General features: G+C 64.8%; 16 protein-coding genes and 1 tRNA gene. 10 read left to right on the forward strand and 7 right to left on the reverse strand.

Annotated elements, in window-relative coordinates; all coding sequences use genetic code 11:
• Positions 1-13 precede the first annotated feature (13 nt).
• The 6 genes from rsmB (at position 14) to AACL56_RS06010 (ending at position 6,150) form a co-directional block, all read left to right on the forward strand.
• The gene (gene rsmB / locus AACL56_RS05985) at positions 14-1,393 is read left to right on the forward strand and encodes a 16S rRNA (cytosine(967)-C(5))-methyltransferase RsmB (RefSeq protein ID WP_425336989.1); all 1,380 of its coding nucleotides are present in this window, start codon (positions 14-16) and stop codon (positions 1,391-1,393) included.
• A 37-nt stretch (positions 1,394-1,430) separates the two neighbouring features.
• Complete coding sequence (locus tag AACL56_RS05990) at positions 1,431-2,012, forward strand: DUF4390 domain-containing protein (RefSeq protein WP_425337050.1); 582 nt, start codon at positions 1,431-1,433, stop codon at positions 2,010-2,012.
• On the forward strand, positions 2,009-4,339 hold the full coding sequence (locus AACL56_RS05995) for a sensor histidine kinase (RefSeq protein ID WP_339088907.1): 2,331 nt from the start codon (positions 2,009-2,011) through the stop codon (positions 4,337-4,339). The genes AACL56_RS05990 and AACL56_RS05995 overlap by 4 nt, the downstream gene beginning before the upstream one ends.
• A gap of 89 nt (positions 4,340-4,428) precedes the next feature.
• Positions 4,429-5,130: a response regulator gene (locus tag AACL56_RS06000; RefSeq protein ID WP_093126705.1), complete on the forward strand. Its 702-nt coding sequence runs from the start codon at positions 4,429-4,431 to the stop codon at positions 5,128-5,130.
• A 24-nt stretch (positions 5,131-5,154) separates the two neighbouring features.
• A tRNA-Phe gene (locus AACL56_RS06005) sits at positions 5,155-5,230 on the forward strand.
• Between the two features lie 548 nt (positions 5,231-5,778).
• Positions 5,779-6,150, forward strand: coding sequence for an aspartyl protease family protein (locus tag AACL56_RS06010; protein WP_339088908.1), 372 nt, complete (start codon positions 5,779-5,781; stop codon positions 6,148-6,150).
• A 2-nt stretch (positions 6,151-6,152) separates the two neighbouring features.
• Here the strand turns inward: AACL56_RS06010 and AACL56_RS06015 are convergent, their stop codons facing one another.
• Together AACL56_RS06015 and AACL56_RS06020 are read right to left on the reverse strand one after the other, a co-directional pair.
• Positions 6,153-7,112 (reverse strand): integrase, encoded by a 960-nt coding sequence (locus tag AACL56_RS06015; RefSeq protein WP_339088909.1) that lies wholly within the window; start codon positions 7,110-7,112, stop codon positions 6,153-6,155.
• Positions 7,113-7,192: 80 nt separating this feature from the next.
• Positions 7,193-7,468 carry a hypothetical protein gene (locus tag AACL56_RS06020; RefSeq protein WP_339088910.1) on the reverse strand — a complete coding sequence of 92 codons (276 nt, stop codon included), beginning with the start codon at positions 7,466-7,468 and terminating at the stop codon, positions 7,193-7,195.
• Between the two features lie 244 nt (positions 7,469-7,712).
• Between AACL56_RS06020 and AACL56_RS06025 the strand changes: the two genes are divergently transcribed.
• Positions 7,713-8,144, forward strand: a complete 432-nt coding sequence (locus AACL56_RS06025) for a hypothetical protein (RefSeq protein ID WP_339088911.1) — start codon at positions 7,713-7,715, stop codon at positions 8,142-8,144.
• Between the two features lie 466 nt (positions 8,145-8,610).
• Here the strand turns inward: AACL56_RS06025 and AACL56_RS06030 are convergent, their stop codons facing one another.
• Together AACL56_RS06030 and AACL56_RS06035 are read right to left on the reverse strand one after the other, a co-directional pair.
• The gene (locus AACL56_RS06030; RefSeq protein ID WP_339088913.1) at positions 8,611-8,937 is read right to left on the reverse strand and encodes a hypothetical protein; all 327 of its coding nucleotides are present in this window, start codon (positions 8,935-8,937) and stop codon (positions 8,611-8,613) included.
• 916 nt (positions 8,938-9,853) lie between these two features.
• Positions 9,854-10,813 carry a hypothetical protein gene (locus AACL56_RS06035; RefSeq protein WP_339088914.1) on the reverse strand — a complete coding sequence of 320 codons (960 nt, stop codon included), beginning with the start codon at positions 10,811-10,813 and terminating at the stop codon, positions 9,854-9,856.
• 557 nt (positions 10,814-11,370) lie between these two features.
• Here AACL56_RS06035 and AACL56_RS06040 point away from each other — a divergent pair.
• From AACL56_RS06040 to AACL56_RS06050, 3 genes are all read left to right on the forward strand, one after another.
• A complete protein-coding gene (locus AACL56_RS06040) occupies positions 11,371-11,601 on the forward strand; it encodes a hypothetical protein (protein ID WP_339088915.1) in 231 nt (76 codons plus the stop codon).
• 118 nt (positions 11,602-11,719) lie between these two features.
• The gene (locus AACL56_RS06045) at positions 11,720-11,917 is read left to right on the forward strand and encodes a hypothetical protein (protein ID WP_339088916.1); all 198 of its coding nucleotides are present in this window, start codon (positions 11,720-11,722) and stop codon (positions 11,915-11,917) included.
• Positions 11,914-12,933, forward strand: coding sequence for a lysylphosphatidylglycerol synthase domain-containing protein (locus AACL56_RS06050; RefSeq protein WP_339088917.1), 1,020 nt, complete (start codon positions 11,914-11,916; stop codon positions 12,931-12,933). Before AACL56_RS06045 ends, AACL56_RS06050 begins: the two co-directional genes overlap by 4 nt.
• On the opposite strand, the gene AACL56_RS06055 is transcribed toward AACL56_RS06050, so the two are convergent.
• From AACL56_RS06055 to AACL56_RS06065, 3 genes are all read right to left on the reverse strand, one after another.
• Positions 12,899-13,306 carry a PaaI family thioesterase gene (locus AACL56_RS06055; protein WP_339088918.1) on the reverse strand — a complete coding sequence of 136 codons (408 nt, stop codon included), beginning with the start codon at positions 13,304-13,306 and terminating at the stop codon, positions 12,899-12,901. The genes AACL56_RS06050 and AACL56_RS06055 overlap by 35 nt on opposite strands.
• Positions 13,307-13,428: 122 nt before the next feature.
• Positions 13,429-15,738: a sensor histidine kinase gene (locus AACL56_RS06060; RefSeq protein ID WP_339088919.1), complete on the reverse strand. Its 2,310-nt coding sequence runs from the start codon at positions 15,736-15,738 to the stop codon at positions 13,429-13,431.
• A 7-nt stretch (positions 15,739-15,745) separates the two neighbouring features.
• Positions 15,746-16,603: a response regulator transcription factor gene (locus AACL56_RS06065; protein ID WP_339088920.1), complete on the reverse strand. Its 858-nt coding sequence runs from the start codon at positions 16,601-16,603 to the stop codon at positions 15,746-15,748.
• Positions 16,604-16,670: the final 67 nt, after the last annotated feature.

Below are 16,670 nucleotides of genomic sequence, written 5' to 3' on the forward strand. Positions count from 1 at the left end.
CATCGCCCCCAACTTGTCAGAACTACATTCCGATTCCTTGAGCAGCAGCGGCGCATCGCCGCAGCAGCCTCCGCTCTGGCGCCAACTGCAATTGACTGCGGCAGCGCTGGCGTCGATCCGCGCCGGTACGTCCGGCTCGGTCGCCTTCGAGACGGTCGAGCCCGCGATGCGGCCCGGCGTCCAGGCGCTCGGCTTCCAGGTGCTGCGCTGGCTGGGCCGCGCCGAGGCCTTGCGCCGCCACCTGGCCAAGCGCACGCCGCCGCCGCTACCTGACGCCCTGCTGTGCACCGCGCTGGCTCTTGCATGGGACAGCGAACGCGCGCCCTACGAGCCCTTCACCCTGGTCGACCAGGCTGTCGAGGCTGCCAAGCGCAATCCCGCGACGCGGGCGCAGGCCAGTTTCATCAACGCCTGCCTGCGGCGTTTCCTGCGCGAGCGCGATGAACTCGTGGCCGCGACCGATGCCGAACCCGTCGCGCAATGGAACCACCCGCGCTGGTGGATCGAGCGCCTGAAGCGCGACCATCCGCGTGAGTGGCAGCGGGTGCTCGGCGCGGACAACGCGCAGGCGCCGATGACGCTGCGTGTCAACGCCCGCAAATCGACCGCAGCCTCGTACCAGGTCGAGCTGGAGGCGGCCGGCCTGGCAGCGACCCGCGTCGGCCCTTTCGGGCTGCAGCTGGCGCGCGCCCGCCCGGTGCAGCAGCTGCCGGGCTTCGCCGACGGCGCCTGTTCGGTGCAGGACGCCGCCGCGCAGATGGCCGCGCCGCTGCTGCTCGACGGCCTGCTGCCTGACCATGTCAACGGCGTGCCGCTGCGCGTGCTCGATGCCTGCGCCGCGCCCGGCGGCAAGACCGCGCACCTGCTCGAGCTGGCCGGCCCGGATGCGGTCGACGTGACCGCGCTCGAGGTCGATGCCACGCGCGCCCGGCGCATCGACGAGACCCTGGCACGCATCGGCCTGCCGGCGAAGGTGCTGGTGGCCGACGCTTCGCGTCCTGCCCAGTGGTGGGACGGCCAGCCGTTCAACGCCATCCTGCTCGATGCGCCATGCACCGCCTCGGGCATCGTGCGCCGCCACCCCGACGTCCGCTGGCTGCGCCGCGAAAGCGATACCGCGCAACTGGCGGTACAGCAGGCTGCGCTGCTGGCAGCCCTGTGGCCGCTCGTGCGTCCGGGCGGACGCCTTCTCTACTGCACCTGCTCCGTGTTTCGCGAAGAAGGTTCGCAACAAATTGACGCGTTTCTTGTACACAACACCGACGCGCGATTGCTGCCGTCGCCAGGCCATTTGCTGCCCCAAACCGAGTCGAATGCCCGTGGCGTCCCGGAGAATCCCTCAGGTGACCATGACGGCTTCTTCTACGCCCTGCTCGAAAAACGCCCGCGTTGAGCGCCACCGGCCCGTCCTGCTGGCCGTGCTGCTCTGGATGTGGGTCGTGTGGATGGCGTGGCTGCCGGCACCGGCGCTGGCCGACGGCCGCAGCGGCACCTCGATTTCCCAGATGCGCCTCGAACAGGCCGATGACGGCTTGTACTTCAGCGCCGCCGTGCAGTTCGAGCTGCCCTCGCTGGTCGAGGAAGTGCTCGACAAGGGCATCGCCATCTATTTCGTGGCCGAGGCCGAAGTCTTCCAGGAACGCTGGTACTGGACCGACCGCAAGGTCGCCCAGGTCACGCGTCACATGCGCCTGGCCTACCAGCCGCTGACCCGGCGCTGGCGCCTCAATGTGTCGGCGGCACCCATCACCGGGGCTGCGGGGCTGGGCATCTCGCTGAACCAGAACTTCGACACCTTGGCCGACGCACTCGACGCGATCAAGCGCGTCGGCCGGCTGCGGCTCGGCGACCTCGCCGAGATCGGCGACGACCCGCAGCACCAGGTCACCTTCCGCTTCCGGCTCGACACCTCGCAGCTGCCGCGTCCGTTCCAGATCGGCGTGGTCGGGCAGAACGACTGGAACATTGCCGCCGAGCGCACCGCCAAGCTCACGGTGGAGAAGCAGAAGTGAGCACCGCCGGGCGCAGCGGCGCAGCGGCCACGCCGGCCGCGCGCCGCGCGCGGGCCACGCGCTGGGCCGTCGGCGTCGGTGCGGCCCTGGTCACCGCCATCGGCCTGGTGCTGATGTTCCTGCTCGCGCAGGCCACCAACAACCGCGCGCTCTACGAGCGCTACTACGTGCGCCTGTTCGGCATCAACGTGGTGGTGGCCGTGCTGCTGGTGCTGGTGATCGGATGGGTCGCGTTCCGCCTGTTGCGCCGGCTGCGCCAGGGCAAGTTCGGCAGCCGCCTGCTGATCAAGCTGGCGGCCATCTTCGCGCTGGTGGGCGTGGTGCCCGGCGCGCTGGTGTATGTGGTGTCCTACCAGTTCGTTGCGCGCTCGATCGAGAGCTGGTTCGACGTCAAGGTCGAGGGCGCGCTCGACGCCGGCCTGAACCTCGGGCGGGCCACGCTCGATTCGCTGTCCGACGATCTGGCCGTCAAGACCCGCAGCGCCAGTTCGCAGCTTGCCCAGGTGTCCGATGCCAGCGCGGGCCTGGCGCTCGAACGCATCCGCGACCAGCTCGAGGCCAGCGATGTGGTGCTCTGGACCGGCAGCGGGCAACTGGTGGCCAGCGCCGGCACGTCGCGGTTCCAGCTCAGTCCCGACCGGCCGACCGCCCAGCAGTTCCGGCAGGTCCGCCCCGAGCGCGCGGTGGCGCACGTCGAAGGGCTGGACGAAACCGCCGTGCCGGGTGCAGCCCCGCCGGTGGCCAGCGTCCGTGCGCTGGCCATGGTGCAGCGTCCCGGCTTCGATTTCGACACCGCACCCCGCTACCTGCAGGTCACGCGGCCGCTTCCGCCGGCAGTGGTTGCCAACGCGCTCGCCGTGCAGGAGGCCAACCGCGAATACCAGGAACGGGCGCTGGCGCGCGAGGGTTTGCGCCGCATGTACATCGGCACGCTCACGCTGAGCCTGTTCCTCGCCGTGTTCGGCGCGGTGCTGCTGGCCGTGCTGTTCGGCAATCAGCTCGCACGGCCGTTGCTCGTGCTGGCCGACGGCGTGCGCCAGGTGGCGGCCGGCGACCTGCGGCCCACCGCCGTGCTGCAGGGCAAGGACGAACTGGGCGGCCTCACGCGTTCGTTCGCCGTCATGACGCAGCAGCTGGCCGACGCCCGCGGCGCGGTCGAGAAGACGATGGGGCAGCTCGACGCCGCGCGCGCCAACCTGCAGACCATCCTGGACAACCTCACTTCGGGCGTGATCGTGCTCGACGCCCGGGGCACCGTGCTGTCGACCAATCCCGGCGCCACCCGCGTGCTGCGCGCGCCGCTCGCGGCCTACGAGGGACAGGCGCTGGTCGACGTACCCGGGCTGGCCGAGTTCGGCGCCAAGGTGCAGCAGCAGTTCGACGACTTCCTCGTCGAGCGGATGCAGCATGGTCTGGACCACTGGCAGCATGCCTTCGAGCTGCACGCATCGGGCAACGACCTGCCGCAGCAGGACGGCGTGATCAACATCGTGGCGCGTGGGGCCGAGCTGCCCGGCGCCGCGCGGCTGCTCGTGTTCGACGACATCTCCGAGATCGTCTCTGCGCAGCGGGCGCAGGCCTGGGGCGAGGTGGCACGCCGCCTCGCGCACGAGATCAAGAATCCGCTGACGCCGATCCAGTTGTCGGCGGAGCGGCTCGAGATGAAGCTCTCGGGCAAGGTGCAGCCGCCCGAGCAGGCAGTGCTCGTGAAGTCGGTGAAGACCATCGTCGACCAGGTCGACGCGATGAAGCGGCTGGTCAACGAGTTCCGCGACTATGCGCGGCTGCCCGCGGCCGACCTGAAGCCGGTCGATCTCAATGCGCTGCTGACCGATGTGCTGCAGCTCTATCACGCGGAGAGCCTGCCGATCACCCTGCGCTCCGAGCTCGACGAACGTTGCCCGCCGGTGCGAGGCGACGCGCAGCAGATCCGCCAGGTGATTCACAACCTGTTGCAAAACGCGCAGGACGCTGCGGAGGCTGCCGCCAGCGGCACCGGCCGGACGGGCGAGGTGGTCATCCGCACGCGGCTCGGCGATTCGGGCCAGCGCGTGCGCATGACGGTGCAGGACAGCGGTCCGGGCTTTGCCGAAAATATCCTGAAGCGCGCGTTCGAGCCCTACGTCACCACGAAAACAAAAGGTACCGGTTTGGGCCTCGCTGTCGTCAAGAAGATCGCGGACGAGCACGGTGCGCGCATCGAGCTTTCCAACCGCGTCGTGGGCGGGGCTGTGGCGGGGGCGCAAGTCTCGCTATCATTCGCGCTGGCAAGCGAGCCGCGGGCAGCGGTCGCTCACACCGAAGATCCGAAGTCTTCTGCCGCCTGAGCGCACGCGAATCCGTCGCACAGGCGATGGATGGGCCGGCGGACCTCCACACATCTTGCAGACACCAGCGCACACAACAAGCAGCACTCATGGCAAACATTCTCGTGGTCGATGACGAGCTGGGCATCCGGGACCTGCTCTTCGAAATTCTCAATGACGAAGGGCATAACGTGGAGCTCGCGGAAAACGCCGCCGAAGCACGCGCTGCGCGCCAACGCGCACGGCCCGACCTCGTGCTGCTCGACATCTGGATGCCCGACACCGACGGCGTCACGCTGCTCAAGGAGTGGTCGACCTCGGGCCTGCTCAGCATGCCGGTGATCATGATGAGTGGCCATGCCACCATCGACACGGCGGTCGACGCGACGCGCATCGGCGCCTTCGCCTTCCTCGAAAAGCCGATCACCATGCAGAAGCTGCTCAAGGCAGTGGAGCAGGGCCTGGCACGCGAAAGCGCCCGCCGCGCAGCCGCAGGCGTGGTGCCCGCGCCGGTCACCGGCACACAGGCCGCGGCGATCACCACCACGGGCGACAGCCTGCTGATGGCGTCGCTGGCATCGGTGCCTGTCGCCGAGACGGGTCCCCAATCGACGCAAAGCTTCGATCTCGACCGCCCGCTGCGCGACGCACGTGACGGTTTCGAGAAGGCCTATTTCGAGTTCCATCTGGCGATGGAGAACGGTTCGATGACGCGCGTGGCTGAGAAAACTGGCCTCGAACGAACCCATCTCTACAGAAAACTCAAACAACTTGGTGTGGATCTTTCACGAGGCCGCAGAAGCGCTGTATAATTTAAGGCTGCACACAAATGCAATGGCCCGGTAGCTCAGTTGGTAGAGCAGCGGATTGAAAATCCGCGTGTCGGTGGTTCGATTCCGCCCCAGGCCACCATATCCCGCAAGGCGCTACAGCTATCAAAGTTGTAGCGCCTTTTGCTTTTTATTCCCATCGTGGGAATTTAGCGAAATCGACATACTCAATCGACCATCAGTCGGATTGAGGCAATGCCCCATTGATTAGGTCTTCCATATTCGATACCCTCCGGGCACTCGGCTGTGGATAAGTCTGTGGGCAGCCAGTTAATAAATACATTTTTGGGGTGACATCAAATGACCTACTTCCCAGAGGCGGCGGCCTATGGTTGAACTTCGGGCCGAGCTCCAAACTTTTTGGAACCGATTGCCAAACATGGTCAGCCGGCACAACGGTCAGTATGTCGTGATCAAGGGTGCGAAGGTTGAGCACTTTGATCCCACTTACGAAGGCGCTCTGTCTTGGGCATACGACAAGTTCGGGCTCGAGCAGTTCTTCGTCAAGAAGGTTTCTGAGGAAGAGGCAGTAGCCCACTTCAGTCGCGATGTGGGCCCGTGCCGTCCATAAGAGGAACATACGGTCTTCGCGGTCCTATCGTCCACGTTCTTGTGGGTGTAAGCGCGCCGATGGCAGCTTTGCTGCGGCGCCAAGGTAAGGAAGTCCCGGAGCGTATTGAGCTGGAGTTGTTGCTCGATACGGGCGCGGACACGACGACTATCAAAGAAATGCACATGCGATCGCTGGGAGTGCCGGTGCGTGGCGCGACCGAGGTTCGAGGTGCGACTACAGATGCCGGCGCCACGGAGTGCAACACCTACGACTTGAGTTTGGAATTTATCAACTCGGCAGGTGATCGACCGTTGACGCTGACATCTGTCGAAGTCATTGGAAGACCTTTTCATAACGAGATGATCGACGGAGTCGTCGGTCGTGACGTGATGAGCAATATGGTCCTCACTATCGAAGGCCATCTACGGCAGTTCTCTGTCGTCTATTAGGGTCAGCTGAGGCCCTTGCGTTCCGAAACTCTCGACCGGTCATACACCCGCGCAGTGGTCTTCACGTCAGCATGCAACTCCGGCAGTTCGCCGTACTGAGCCTTGTGCTGTGTCGTGTAGTAGGCCCGCAGATCGCGGAACGTGAAGCGGCGAGTGATCACCTTTTCTTCCAAGGCCTTAGCCATTGAGCGCTGCCAGGTCGATGCGAAGCCAGTGTCGGTGTACGGATTGCCGTCGCGCGTCGTGAAGACGTGAAGGCAGGTGTCCGGTCGCGGCAATGCGCGCAACCGGCGCACCAGGTCCTCCATCTTCGGCGTGATGCTGATGCTCTCGACGCGAGTGCTTCCGCCGTGCTGCTTCGCGCGCGTGGTCCGGATCTCGCCGGCGATGCTGTCGATCTGCGGCAGCGTCAGATGCAGGAACTCAATGCGTCGCGAGCCTGCCATCGCGGCGAACTCGGCCATCAGCGCGATTACCTGGCGCTGCGAACCCTGGGCTGTCAACCACGCGATGAATGCCGCGAAGGACTCGGGCTCTGGCGCCTCGGTGCGCAGACGCTCGAGATTGCGTTTCACCTGCTTGCATGGGTTCACGTCGATGTCGCCGCGCTCGACAGCTACGGTCATCAGGTTGGAGAGCAATGCGACTTCACGGTTGGCGCGCACTGGCGCATCAGCACGCTCGACGCGCAGATACCGTGCGATGTCCGCTGGCCGCACCAGACGTGCCGACACCTTCCCCATGACAGCGAGCAGCGGCACACTGTACTTCGCATAGTCCTCCTTGGTGCGCTCGCCCAGTCGCTTCCATTGCGGCATGGTCTGGTACGTGCGCCACAGCTCCTCGATAGTGCCGGCGTCATTGCTCGCGCCGTTCAGGTCGAGCACCTTCTGGATTGCCGCGCGCTTGTCCTGGCCCAGGTTGATCGGCTTTGCACCGATGGGGTGATAGCGGTACGTCACCTTGTCGCTGCTGGCGTGTGGGCGCGCCTCCATCCTGGGCAGGAGGCCGAAGCCCGATGCCCGCTCTCTTTTTCTCCCCATCACTTACTCCAGTTGAAGCCGCTCGGTGCGGTGTACTCGCTTCCGCCGTTGAGGCGTTCTTCGACCATGCGTCGGCCAACAAGCGGAAGACCATCAGGTCGTCGCGGTAGCTCACGCACGCCAAGCAGCAGGCAAAGGTGACGGATCTGTGCATGGCGCTGCTTGAGCGGCGCGCAGAGTTCGTCTACTTCGACGGCAGAGAGGAACGGTGTTGCGAGAACGTCGGCCACGGTATCAATCACCCTTGCCGGACGTGGAAGCGTCGTTCGTGTCACGCGGCTCCTTCCTACGTTGACCAGCTGTGGGCGCGGTTCTGCTGTTCGTCGTCAACAGGGGATCAGCATGACGGCGTGATTGGGGCCCAGACCATCGGCTCTGCTCGAACTTCGGGGCCTCTGATCGCAGCGCACTTCAACGGCGAACGGCTTCAGTTCTACACGGACCTCGGCACGTGGCCGAGCTACGGCAAGGGCTGGGCTCGTCGCATTGCCACTAACCTGAAGAACCTAGAGGCCTGAAATGGAGTTCGACTGGAAAGCAACCATCGGTGCCGTGGCACCCGGCTTGGCAACGGCTCTCGGTGGTCCGCTCGCCGGCGCCGCGGTGAAGGTCATCGCCGACAAGGTCTTCGGCAATCCAAATGCCACCGAGGCGGACGTAGCCGCGGCGCTCGCGTCGGGCTCGCTGACCGGCGACCAAGTCCGCGCACTGAAGCAGGCCGAGATGGAAATGCAGGTCGAGATGGCCCGCATCAATCAGGTCGCGGATGCAGCTTACCTCGCCGATACCGACAGCGCGCGCAAGCAGACAGTCGCTCTGGCGCAGGCGGGCAGCGGCATCGCGTGGGCGCCCGTGATCATCAGCGCGATTATCACGATCGGCTTCTTCGCATGCATTTTTCTGCTGTTCCTGTTCGAGCGCGAGTGGACAGAGCGCAGGCTGGACTGCTGAACACGTTGTTCGGCGCCTTGATTCTCGGCTTTGGCCAGGTTGGGAACTACTGGCTCGGCTCGTCGGCGGGCTCGCGCCGGGCGGGCGACTCGGTCCGCAAGATTGCTGAGCAGGTAACACGGTGAGCGACTCGTGCAAAAGTTGACCATGCGTCAAAAATCCCTACTTGTGTCTTTTGAAGTTGAGTAGGCGTATGGTCCGAAGTACTTGCTGCTCGCGCCAATCTTCAATCCCGGGGCCACGCCTGTACTGAGTACTGGAGTCGATCAGGCCGATGGGTCTCCACGATCACCCGCGGCCACGCTGCCGATGGCAGCTTTTCCGCTTCCGCGGACATCAGCTGCAAGGGTCGACAGCGATGCAAGCTGGTCTACTGCGTCCCGAACATCGCCGAGGCGGATGCTTACGATCAGCTCAAGCAGAAGTGCATCGAGTGGATCGAGAAAGCAGATTCCGCGGCGAGCGTCTAGCGCATATTGCTTGCAAGCGTGACCTCGAAGTTCTGCGCGTCGGGTTGGCTAAGCCAGCGCCGCGCTGCGACGTCGGCCATATGGTGCGCGTTCACCCAACGTCGGATTAGGCTGTTCTGTTCGTCAGGGACATTGCCTGGCCGCAGCGGGCCGCCGTTTTCCCATGCTCGGAGGCAACGCAAGACATCTGCTGCGCTGTCGAACTGTTCCTCCAGCACGCGAAGGTAATGGGGCGCGGCAACCATGGTGTCTGCAAGCGTCACGCGAGGGCCTTGAACGGTCACGGTGAACAGGCGCCCACCGGAGGTTGAAAGCTTCTGCATGTACATCAGTATCGCAGCGGGCCATTGTCTGTGCTTCGTGGCATGCACCTGCAAAGCGACGACTAAGGGCGTTGCCAATCATTGCGTGGGAGGCCCGATCTCTGCGCGCAGCAAGTTTCGCTGCTGGATCACGTCCACCAAGTTCGTGTGGAAGCCCTCAACATCAGGGAAGCCGGAACCCGATCCAGCCTAGGCCGGGATGACGGAGGTTGAGGACCAAGCTGCCGTCGCCTTGGAAGGACCATTGCCAGGCCGGGCCGTTAACTTGCGGTGGATCTTTAATGACCAGCGGGAGCTTCGGCGGAAACGCAGGCTCCATCGTCTTCCTAGTCTCGGCCAATACCCGAATGAGCCTGTCGAAGGCTTCAGCGGGCGTGATTTCTCCGGTGGTGGACCAGCAGCGAGGTCTGTTCCATCCTCGTGGGTCATCTCTACGGTCAGCAACTTCGTAGTCATAGCGTTTCCAACGGGAGGGTGTTTTGCCCGGATGTTCACCTGAACCGTGCACGGTGGCAACTTGCCGCTCGAACTCTGGGCCCGCTAATTCGGCTCAGATCCTTGCCTTTCAATGAATGACGACCGTCCGCGCGACGAGCGTTCGGTGCGCATACTCACATCCAGCTTCCGCGGACGCCAGCTTCGCCTGAACGTGCACGGAACCCTATTGCAGTACACCGGGATGTGAACTGACTGTTCCATCATCCGATATCCCGCTCGAACTCCGCCCAAGCCTATCAATCGCCACGCCGCCGAGTTGCGGTAATAACTACGAAGTAGCCTTTCGACTCACAAGGTCCAAGCTCAACAGTTGACATTCACACCTCTGTCAGTTTGCGCGAGGTTGATCGTTTTTTCTGAACTGTATTGCGAAAACTACCAAATTTGATAGGTCTCGACCATTTTCATGGCGGTAAAGCTATGTATTGGGGAATCCAAGATGTTCAAGAATTGTTTTGGCCATGAATTGATGTTCCCCTGACCAAGAGCCGACCAAAACTTTGTCCAAATTGACGCCGTAGACCCTCAAACGGTGTAGCAAGGTGACAAGGTTTTTTCCTTGAGGAAAGTAGTGGCCGCTTGCGTTGTTGACGAAAGTAATTTGTCCGTTTTTGACTTCCATCTTTCCTGCGCACAGCACATAGTCTTTCTCTGTGAAAGCGCTATGAAAGAACGCAACATCTTTCCGGTAGCCGATGTAAATGCGCCCCCGCATATCCATCGCATAGTGAACCAGACCATCATTGGACTCGGCTTCGTTGCAAGTTGTCGAATCATAGACGGTGAATTCGACCTCATCCTTCGGAAACAGGGATTTGCTACGCCATAGAAGGCCGTGTCGAAACCTCGCTTTGTATCTAACTCTTGTTGCCTTTTCTGAAAACTTTGGCATCCCTCCCAGGTATGCGCGGTCGTCTATTCCGTCTTCTGATTTGTTTGAAACTCCAATCGCTAGGTCCTCTTCATAAATGAGTCCCCAGAGATAGCTGTTGTCGGCCAATTCTTCTTCTTTGATTTCCATTGAAAATTTGAGAAATTTTGTCCATTTTTCGATGGACTGTTTGCGCAACGTGGTGATAGGTGCTGTCAGTTTTGATGTTGATCTAATTCGAGTCTGTCCAACAAAGTGAGTTGGTCCTGTCTTGAATTTTGTATCCTGCTTCCTGAGCCAAAAGTTGGTGGCAAAAGTTATGTGCAAAGCGATCAAGGCTTTTGTAAGTTTGTGATCTTCAATGTCTGCGTGACGCAAAGAATTGAACTGTTCAACGAGAAAATCGAGCGATTCAATTACGGCTATTTCTTGTGAAGAAAGGGGTGGGTCGCCCAGAGAAATTTCTCGGGCGAGCTTCCATTCCTGAAGGGTCGGAATAGCTGACATGTAGATCCTTTTATGTAGTGTGCGGTACGAATTGGTGCGCCTGAAGGGTGGACAATACGTCAACTTACAAGTTGTTTCAATGCGCAGACGTCGTCTTTCAGATGCTGGCATCCCTCGAAAGGACCACTTTCTTGCTGGAGCTACAACTGTCGGATTCGGCGGGAATTACAGGCCGCGAGCCAGCGGCCCGTTGCTCACTTTGCGACGTGACAGTTCCCATAGATCCGGTGAAGACCGCACTGGCGCTGGATTGCCATGTGGATTGAAAATCCGCGTGTCGGTGGTTCGATTCCGCCCCAGGCCACCAATCCGAAGCCCCTGATTCTGAAAAGAGTCAGGGGCTTTTCACTTGGCGGCTGCCATTGCTGCTTGGCCCCAGCACTGGCCCCAGCACTGGCCCCAGCACTGGCACTGGCATTGGCATCGGCCCGCCTGCCCGCCCTCCCGCATGACTTTCGTCACTTACGCACGAAGCACGCGCTGGCTAGCATCGGCGATTGCCCGGCGAGGAGTCGGTCTGTCATCCGATCACGCCACCCGCCCGCCATGCCGGCCCCTTGTTCAGACCCGCCCTTGAATACCTCAGCGTGGAGCACAGCGTGCCGGCCAGGTTTCGGGCGCGCGTGTCGTACCAGGGAAAGATCGGCGTCATCACGCGTTCCAGCGGCGATTGCGTGCGGGTCAAGTTCGAAGGTTCGCGCTACGGCGTGCCGATCCATCCCACCGAACTGATCTATCTGGACGCCGACACCGATGGTGCCGGCAGTAGCTCCAAGCCCGGCGTCTGAATTCGCCGCCGCGAGCGGCTATGGCAAATGTCCTGCACCCGCCATCGTCCAAGGATGGCGATCCGCCGGTGCCGGACGCCGAAGACTCTGTCTTTCCACATAGACCGAGGAGCCGCCCATGTCCAAGTCGTCCCCCGCCACGCAGGCGCCCCATGAAGAACCCGAAGTGACCCAGGAAGAGGCCGTGCCCAGCGACGGCCGCGACACCGAGGGCGAACGGCTGATGAAGGACGTGAGCAACAGCAAGCTCCACGAAAAGGACGAAGCCGGAACCAGAACGACCGGCAAAGACAGCAGGTCCGACAAGTCGTCATGAGCCTTCAGGCCGCCCACGCGGCTGGTCTTTCCGAGGCGGCGCCCGCCGAATCAGGTCATGTCTCGCTCTGGCAGCGCTGCCGCCGATGGATGCTGCCGCTGCTCGGCGTCGCCGTGCTGGGGCTGCTGCTGTCGCACGCGCACAAGGTCGACTGGGCCGGCGCGTGGCAGGCGCTGCAGCGTTACTCGCCGTGGCTTCTGCTTGCCGTGCTCGGGCTCTGCACGGCCAGCCATGTGCTCTACGGCTGCTTCGACCTGGTGGGCCGCCGTCACCTGCGCCATCGCCTGCCCTGGTGGCGCACGTGGGCCATTGCCGTCACGAGCTATGCCTTCAATCTCAATCTCGGTTCGCTGGTCGGCGGCATTGCGATGCGCGCGAGGCTCTACGCCCGCGCCGGTCTCGACGAGGCGACGGTCGCGCAGATCGTCGGCCTGAGCCTCACCACCAACTGGCTCGGCTACGGCTTGCTCGCGGGCGGCCTGTTCGCCGCAGGCGTCATCGAGCCGCCGCACCAGGCGCACATCAGGCACGGCGCATTGCGCGTGCTCGGCGTCGCGATGATCCTGCTCGCGCTGGGCTACGTGGCGGCCTGTGCGGTCTCACGCAGGCGCGAATGGGTCGTGAAGGGCAGGCGGCTTCACCTGCCGAGCGCGCGCATCGCGGTGACGCAGCTCGCGCTCTCCGCCGCCAACTGGGCGCTGATGGGCTCGGCGATGTACCTGCTGCTGGGCCAGCAGGTGCCGTACGCGACCACGCTGAGCGTGCTGCTTGCCGCTTCGATCGTCGGCGTGATCACGCCCATTCCGGCCGGGCTGGGTGTGCTCGAGGCGGTGTACCTCGCGCTGCTGTCGGGCACGGTGAAGCAGGGCGCGCTGATGGGCGCGGTGCTTGCCTACCGCGCGCTGTATTACCTGCTGCCGCTGGCGGGCGGCCTGGTGCTGTACCTGTTCCTCGAGCGCTACGCTGCAGAAGCCGAAGAGCTCACGCCGCCTGAAGCACCAGTTGCGTCTGCGTGACCACTGCGCAGAGCTTGCCCTCGGCGTTGGTGACCGAGGTCTGCCAGACGTGCGTGGTGCGCCCGCGGTGCAGTGCCACGCAGGTGCCCGTGACGGTGCTGCCGAGCTTGGCGCCCGCGATGAACTTGGTGCTCGAATCCGTGGTGGTGGTGCGCAGGCCTTCGCCGAGATTGACGATGGTGCCGACGGCGCCCAGGGTGTCCGCGAAGGCCATGAAGGCGCCGCCGTGCAGGATGCCGCCGGCCGTGCACAGGTCGGCGCGCACCACCATCTGCGCGACCACCCGGTCGGGTGCGAGTTCCGCGAGCTTCAATCCCATCAAGCCGGGGAAGAGCGTATCGAGCAGCTTCTGAAGTGCGGCGATGTCGTGCATGGGGTTTCCTCGTGATCGGGGTGTCGATGCTAGTTCCTGCCAGGCACCGTGCAAGAGGGCGGCGGGCTCGATGCGGGCACCGCCCTTGGGCGTGCGCCACCCTCAGGCAAGACACCGCGACGTCATGAACCCGTGTTCGGCGTGGCGCGCGCCAGCAGACGGATGTGCTCGAAGTCGAGGCGGTCGAGTGCGTTGCGCACCGCATCGACCAGCACCGCGTGCTGCATGTCCGCGGCCAGCCGGTCTGCCCATTCGTGCAGGTCGCTCCAGCGGCCGTCGCGCGCGAGCACTTCGAGTTCGTCGCGCACCCCGGCGGGCAGCGGCGCGATCGCGCGCGGCGGCGTGCGGCCGGTCCGGGGCGCGGGCAACGGCGGCGGCGACGCAAGCTGCGGCTTCGCGGGAACCGGCAGCAGTTCCTTCGGCGCGTCCTTCACGATCACGGAGAAGCGCACGCGCGTGCCCAGGTTGCGATGGCTTTCCAGCAGCAGCCGGCCTCCCATGTGCTGCACGATGCGCCGCGCAATGGCCAACCCCAGGCCGTGCCCGTCGGTGCTCGATGCGCCCTGCACGAAGGCCTGCATGATGCGCGCCTGGTCTTGCGCGTCGATGCCGACGCCGCTGTCCCACACTTCGAACTTCAGCCGCCACGAATCCGCGCGGGGGCGCGCCTGCACGCGCAGGCCGATCTTGCCGTCGCGCGTGTACTTGGCGGCGTTCGACAGGAGGTTCAGCAGCACCTGCTGGAAGCGCTTGCTGTCGAGGTGCACGCCGACCGGCAGCGCGCCCTGCACATCGAGCTCGAAGCGGTTGTGCTGGCGTTGGGCGAGCGTGTCGGCGTACTGCGCGATGTCGTCGATCAGCGCGCGCAGCCGCACCGGCGTGGGCTCCACGGCAAAAGGCAAAAGCTCGCTCCTGGCGTAGTCGAGCAGGTCGTCGATCAGCGCGAGCTGGTAGGCCACGCTGCGCTCGATGGCCTGCAGCCGTTCGGGCGGCGGCGAGCTGTCGTCGCGCAGCAGGCGCACGTTGCCGATGATGGTCGACAGCGGCGCGCGCAGGTCGTGGCTGATGTAGGCCATGAGGCGCGTCTGCTCGCGCGCCTGGTGTTCGGCCTGCTCGAGCGCTGCATTCAGCGCGTGCGTCTTGCGTTTCACTTCCTCCTGCAGCCGCTGTTGTTCCTCGGCCTGCCAGTGCACCAGCGTGCGCTGCGCGCTGTGCTGCTGCCGCGAGAGGTGGTGCGTCCATGCGGCCAGTGCCACCAGTCCCACCAGCATGCCCGGGAAGCCCAGCGCGTAGGCATCGAAGCCGGGCAGCATGTGCGCGGGCAGCGCGAGTTCGGTGAGCCGCAGGCACACGCCGATGGCCACGATGCTCATCACCGGGAACGCGAGGCGCCCGCCCGGGCCGGCGCGCCGCATGTAGATGAAGGTGCTGGCGGTCAGCGCAAGCACCACCAGCGGCGCGCTCGCCGTGCCGAGCTTGGCGAACGGCGCATACGGGCCGAACAGCGTGCCCAGCACGACCACGCACTGCGCCGCGGCAAGCATCACCAGCACCGGCAGGCCGGGTGGACGCACCGGGCTGCGCCGCGACACGGCATACAGATACGCCATCAGCGTCAGCACGCAGCAACCTGCGGTGACGCCGGCCGCGCGGTAGCTCCACTCGAGGCTGTCGGGCCACAGCGCGAGCCGTGCGTGGCCGCGGTAGGCACTCTCGTAGAGCGCCGCCGCTGCGAAGCCCAGGCTCTGGAAAGCCATCGACAGGCGGCAAGAAATGGCCCACAGCGCGAGCGAATACACCGCGAGCACGAGCAGGCCGCCGATCAGGAGGCCATCGATCAGTGCGTGGTTGCTCTCGGCCTCGCGCCAGGCGTCGGCCGAATACAGGCGCGGCGTGAGCTTCACGCTGCTGCGCGTCTGCACCCGCACCAGCACGCGTGCCTGCTCGCCGGGACGCAGGTCGAGCGACAGCGTGGGCACGCGCTCGCCGTCGTGCCCGGCGGCCGTGGGCACCGAGACGCCGGCGCGCTCGTGCGTCCAGGTGGCCCAGCCTGCGAGTTCGCGGCGCGCATGGAAATCCACATGCTGCAGCCAGGTGGCGTCGAGCACCAGCCGCAGCGGCTGGATCGTGCCGGTGTCGTTCACGACCTCGAACCTCAGCCAGAAGGCCGAACTCGAGAAGCCCGGCCGCATGCGCGCCGGCGTGCCGGGCTGGAAGCCGTCGGGCCCGCCGGTGCCCAGCGCGTCGACCTCGTCGAGCGACATCTGCGCGCCGGTGTCCTCGAACACCTCCGCCTGCGCATCGAGCACCACGGGCCAGCGCGTCGCGTCATTCACCTGCAGCGCGGCGGCCCCCGCGGCGGGCAGGCCCGCCAGCCAGAGGGCGGCGCACAGCATGAACGCGCAGAAGCTGCGCAGCGTCGCGGCGGTCACCGCCTTGTCAGGCCGGCGCCATCGGCGGCGGACACGGCGCGTGCGGCGGCTGCGGCGCCTGCCGGTACGCCGTCGGCGTGCGGCCGAAGCGTTCGCGGAAGGCCGTCGAGAAGTTGCCCGCACTGGAGAAACCCACCGCCAGCGCCACTTCCTCCACGCTCAGCGCCGAGGCCGCGAGCAGGCGCTGCGCCTCGGCCAGCCGCGTCTCGCGCACGAACTCGAACACGGTGCGGCCGGTCTGCTCGCGGAACACGCGCGACAGGCGCTTCTCGTGCGTGCCCACGCGCGCTGCCAGCGCGGGCAGGGCGGGGACGTCGCTCAGGTTCGCACGCACCACGCGCTCGGCCGCGCGGGCCAGCACCATGTCGGCATGCGCGGCGGCCGGCACGCTGCCCGCGCGCTCGCCCCGCGCGTTGTCGAGCGCTGTCTCGGCCTGCGCCATGCACGCCTGCGCATGCTGCCGGCTGGCGGACAGCGCCAGGTGCACGGCCACGCGCGCCAGCACTTCCGCCGGCTCGAAAGGCTTGAGGATGTAGTCGACCGCGCCCTCGTGCAGCCCCGTGAGCCGCTCTTCGACCGAGCTCGAGGAGGTCACGAAGATCACCGGGATGTGCGCCGTCGAAGCGTCGGCCTTCAGCAGCCGGCAGGTGGCATAGCCGTCGGTGGCGCCCATGTGCACATCCAGCAGCACCAGGTCGGGCTGAAGCGCCGTCGCCCTGCGGTAGCCCTGCAGCGCGTCGAACGCCAGGCTGATGCGGTGGCCGGCTTCGCGCAGCGCGCTCAGCAGCAGGTGCAGCTCTTCGATGTTGTCGTCGATGACGAGGATGTGCGCGCGCCGCGGCGGCGTGGTCGACCAGTAGGACATGCGGTCGAGGGTAGGGGAGCCGTCGCGAAACACAGTGTGATTAAGTTCACATTACGTTGCAATCGTA

Source organism: Variovorax paradoxus (assembly GCF_902712855.1).
Taxonomy (GTDB): Bacteria; Pseudomonadota; Gammaproteobacteria; order Burkholderiales; family Burkholderiaceae_C; genus Variovorax; species Variovorax paradoxus_Q.

What these genes read in the sequence shown, in the direction of transcription:
- AACL56_RS05990 (WP_425337050.1), top strand. Translation starts at nt 1,431, where the DNA reads ATGTGGGTCGTGTGGATGGCGTGGCTGCCGGCACCGGCGCTGGCCGAC.
- AACL56_RS06000 (WP_093126705.1), top strand. Translation starts at nt 4,429, where the DNA reads ATGGCAAACATTCTCGTGGTCGATGACGAGCTGGGCATCCGGGACCTG.
- AACL56_RS06010 (WP_339088908.1), top strand. Translation starts at nt 5,779, where the DNA reads ATGGCAGCTTTGCTGCGGCGCCAAGGTAAGGAAGTCCCGGAGCGTATT.
- AACL56_RS06025 (WP_339088911.1), top strand. Translation starts at nt 7,713, where the DNA reads ATGGAGTTCGACTGGAAAGCAACCATCGGTGCCGTGGCACCCGGCTTG.
- AACL56_RS06030 (WP_339088913.1), bottom strand. Translation starts at nt 8,937, where the DNA reads ATGCAGAAGCTTTCAACCTCCGGTGGGCGCCTGTTCACCGTGACCGTT.
- AACL56_RS06035 (WP_339088914.1), bottom strand. Translation starts at nt 10,813, where the DNA reads ATGTCAGCTATTCCGACCCTTCAGGAATGGAAGCTCGCCCGAGAAATT.
- AACL56_RS06045 (WP_339088916.1), top strand. Translation starts at nt 11,720, where the DNA reads ATGTCCAAGTCGTCCCCCGCCACGCAGGCGCCCCATGAAGAACCCGAA.
- AACL56_RS06050 (WP_339088917.1), top strand. Translation starts at nt 11,914, where the DNA reads ATGAGCCTTCAGGCCGCCCACGCGGCTGGTCTTTCCGAGGCGGCGCCC.
- AACL56_RS06055 (WP_339088918.1), bottom strand. Translation starts at nt 13,306, where the DNA reads ATGCACGACATCGCCGCACTTCAGAAGCTGCTCGATACGCTCTTCCCC.
- AACL56_RS06065 (WP_339088920.1), bottom strand. Translation starts at nt 16,603, where the DNA reads ATGTCCTACTGGTCGACCACGCCGCCGCGGCGCGCGCACATCCTCGTC.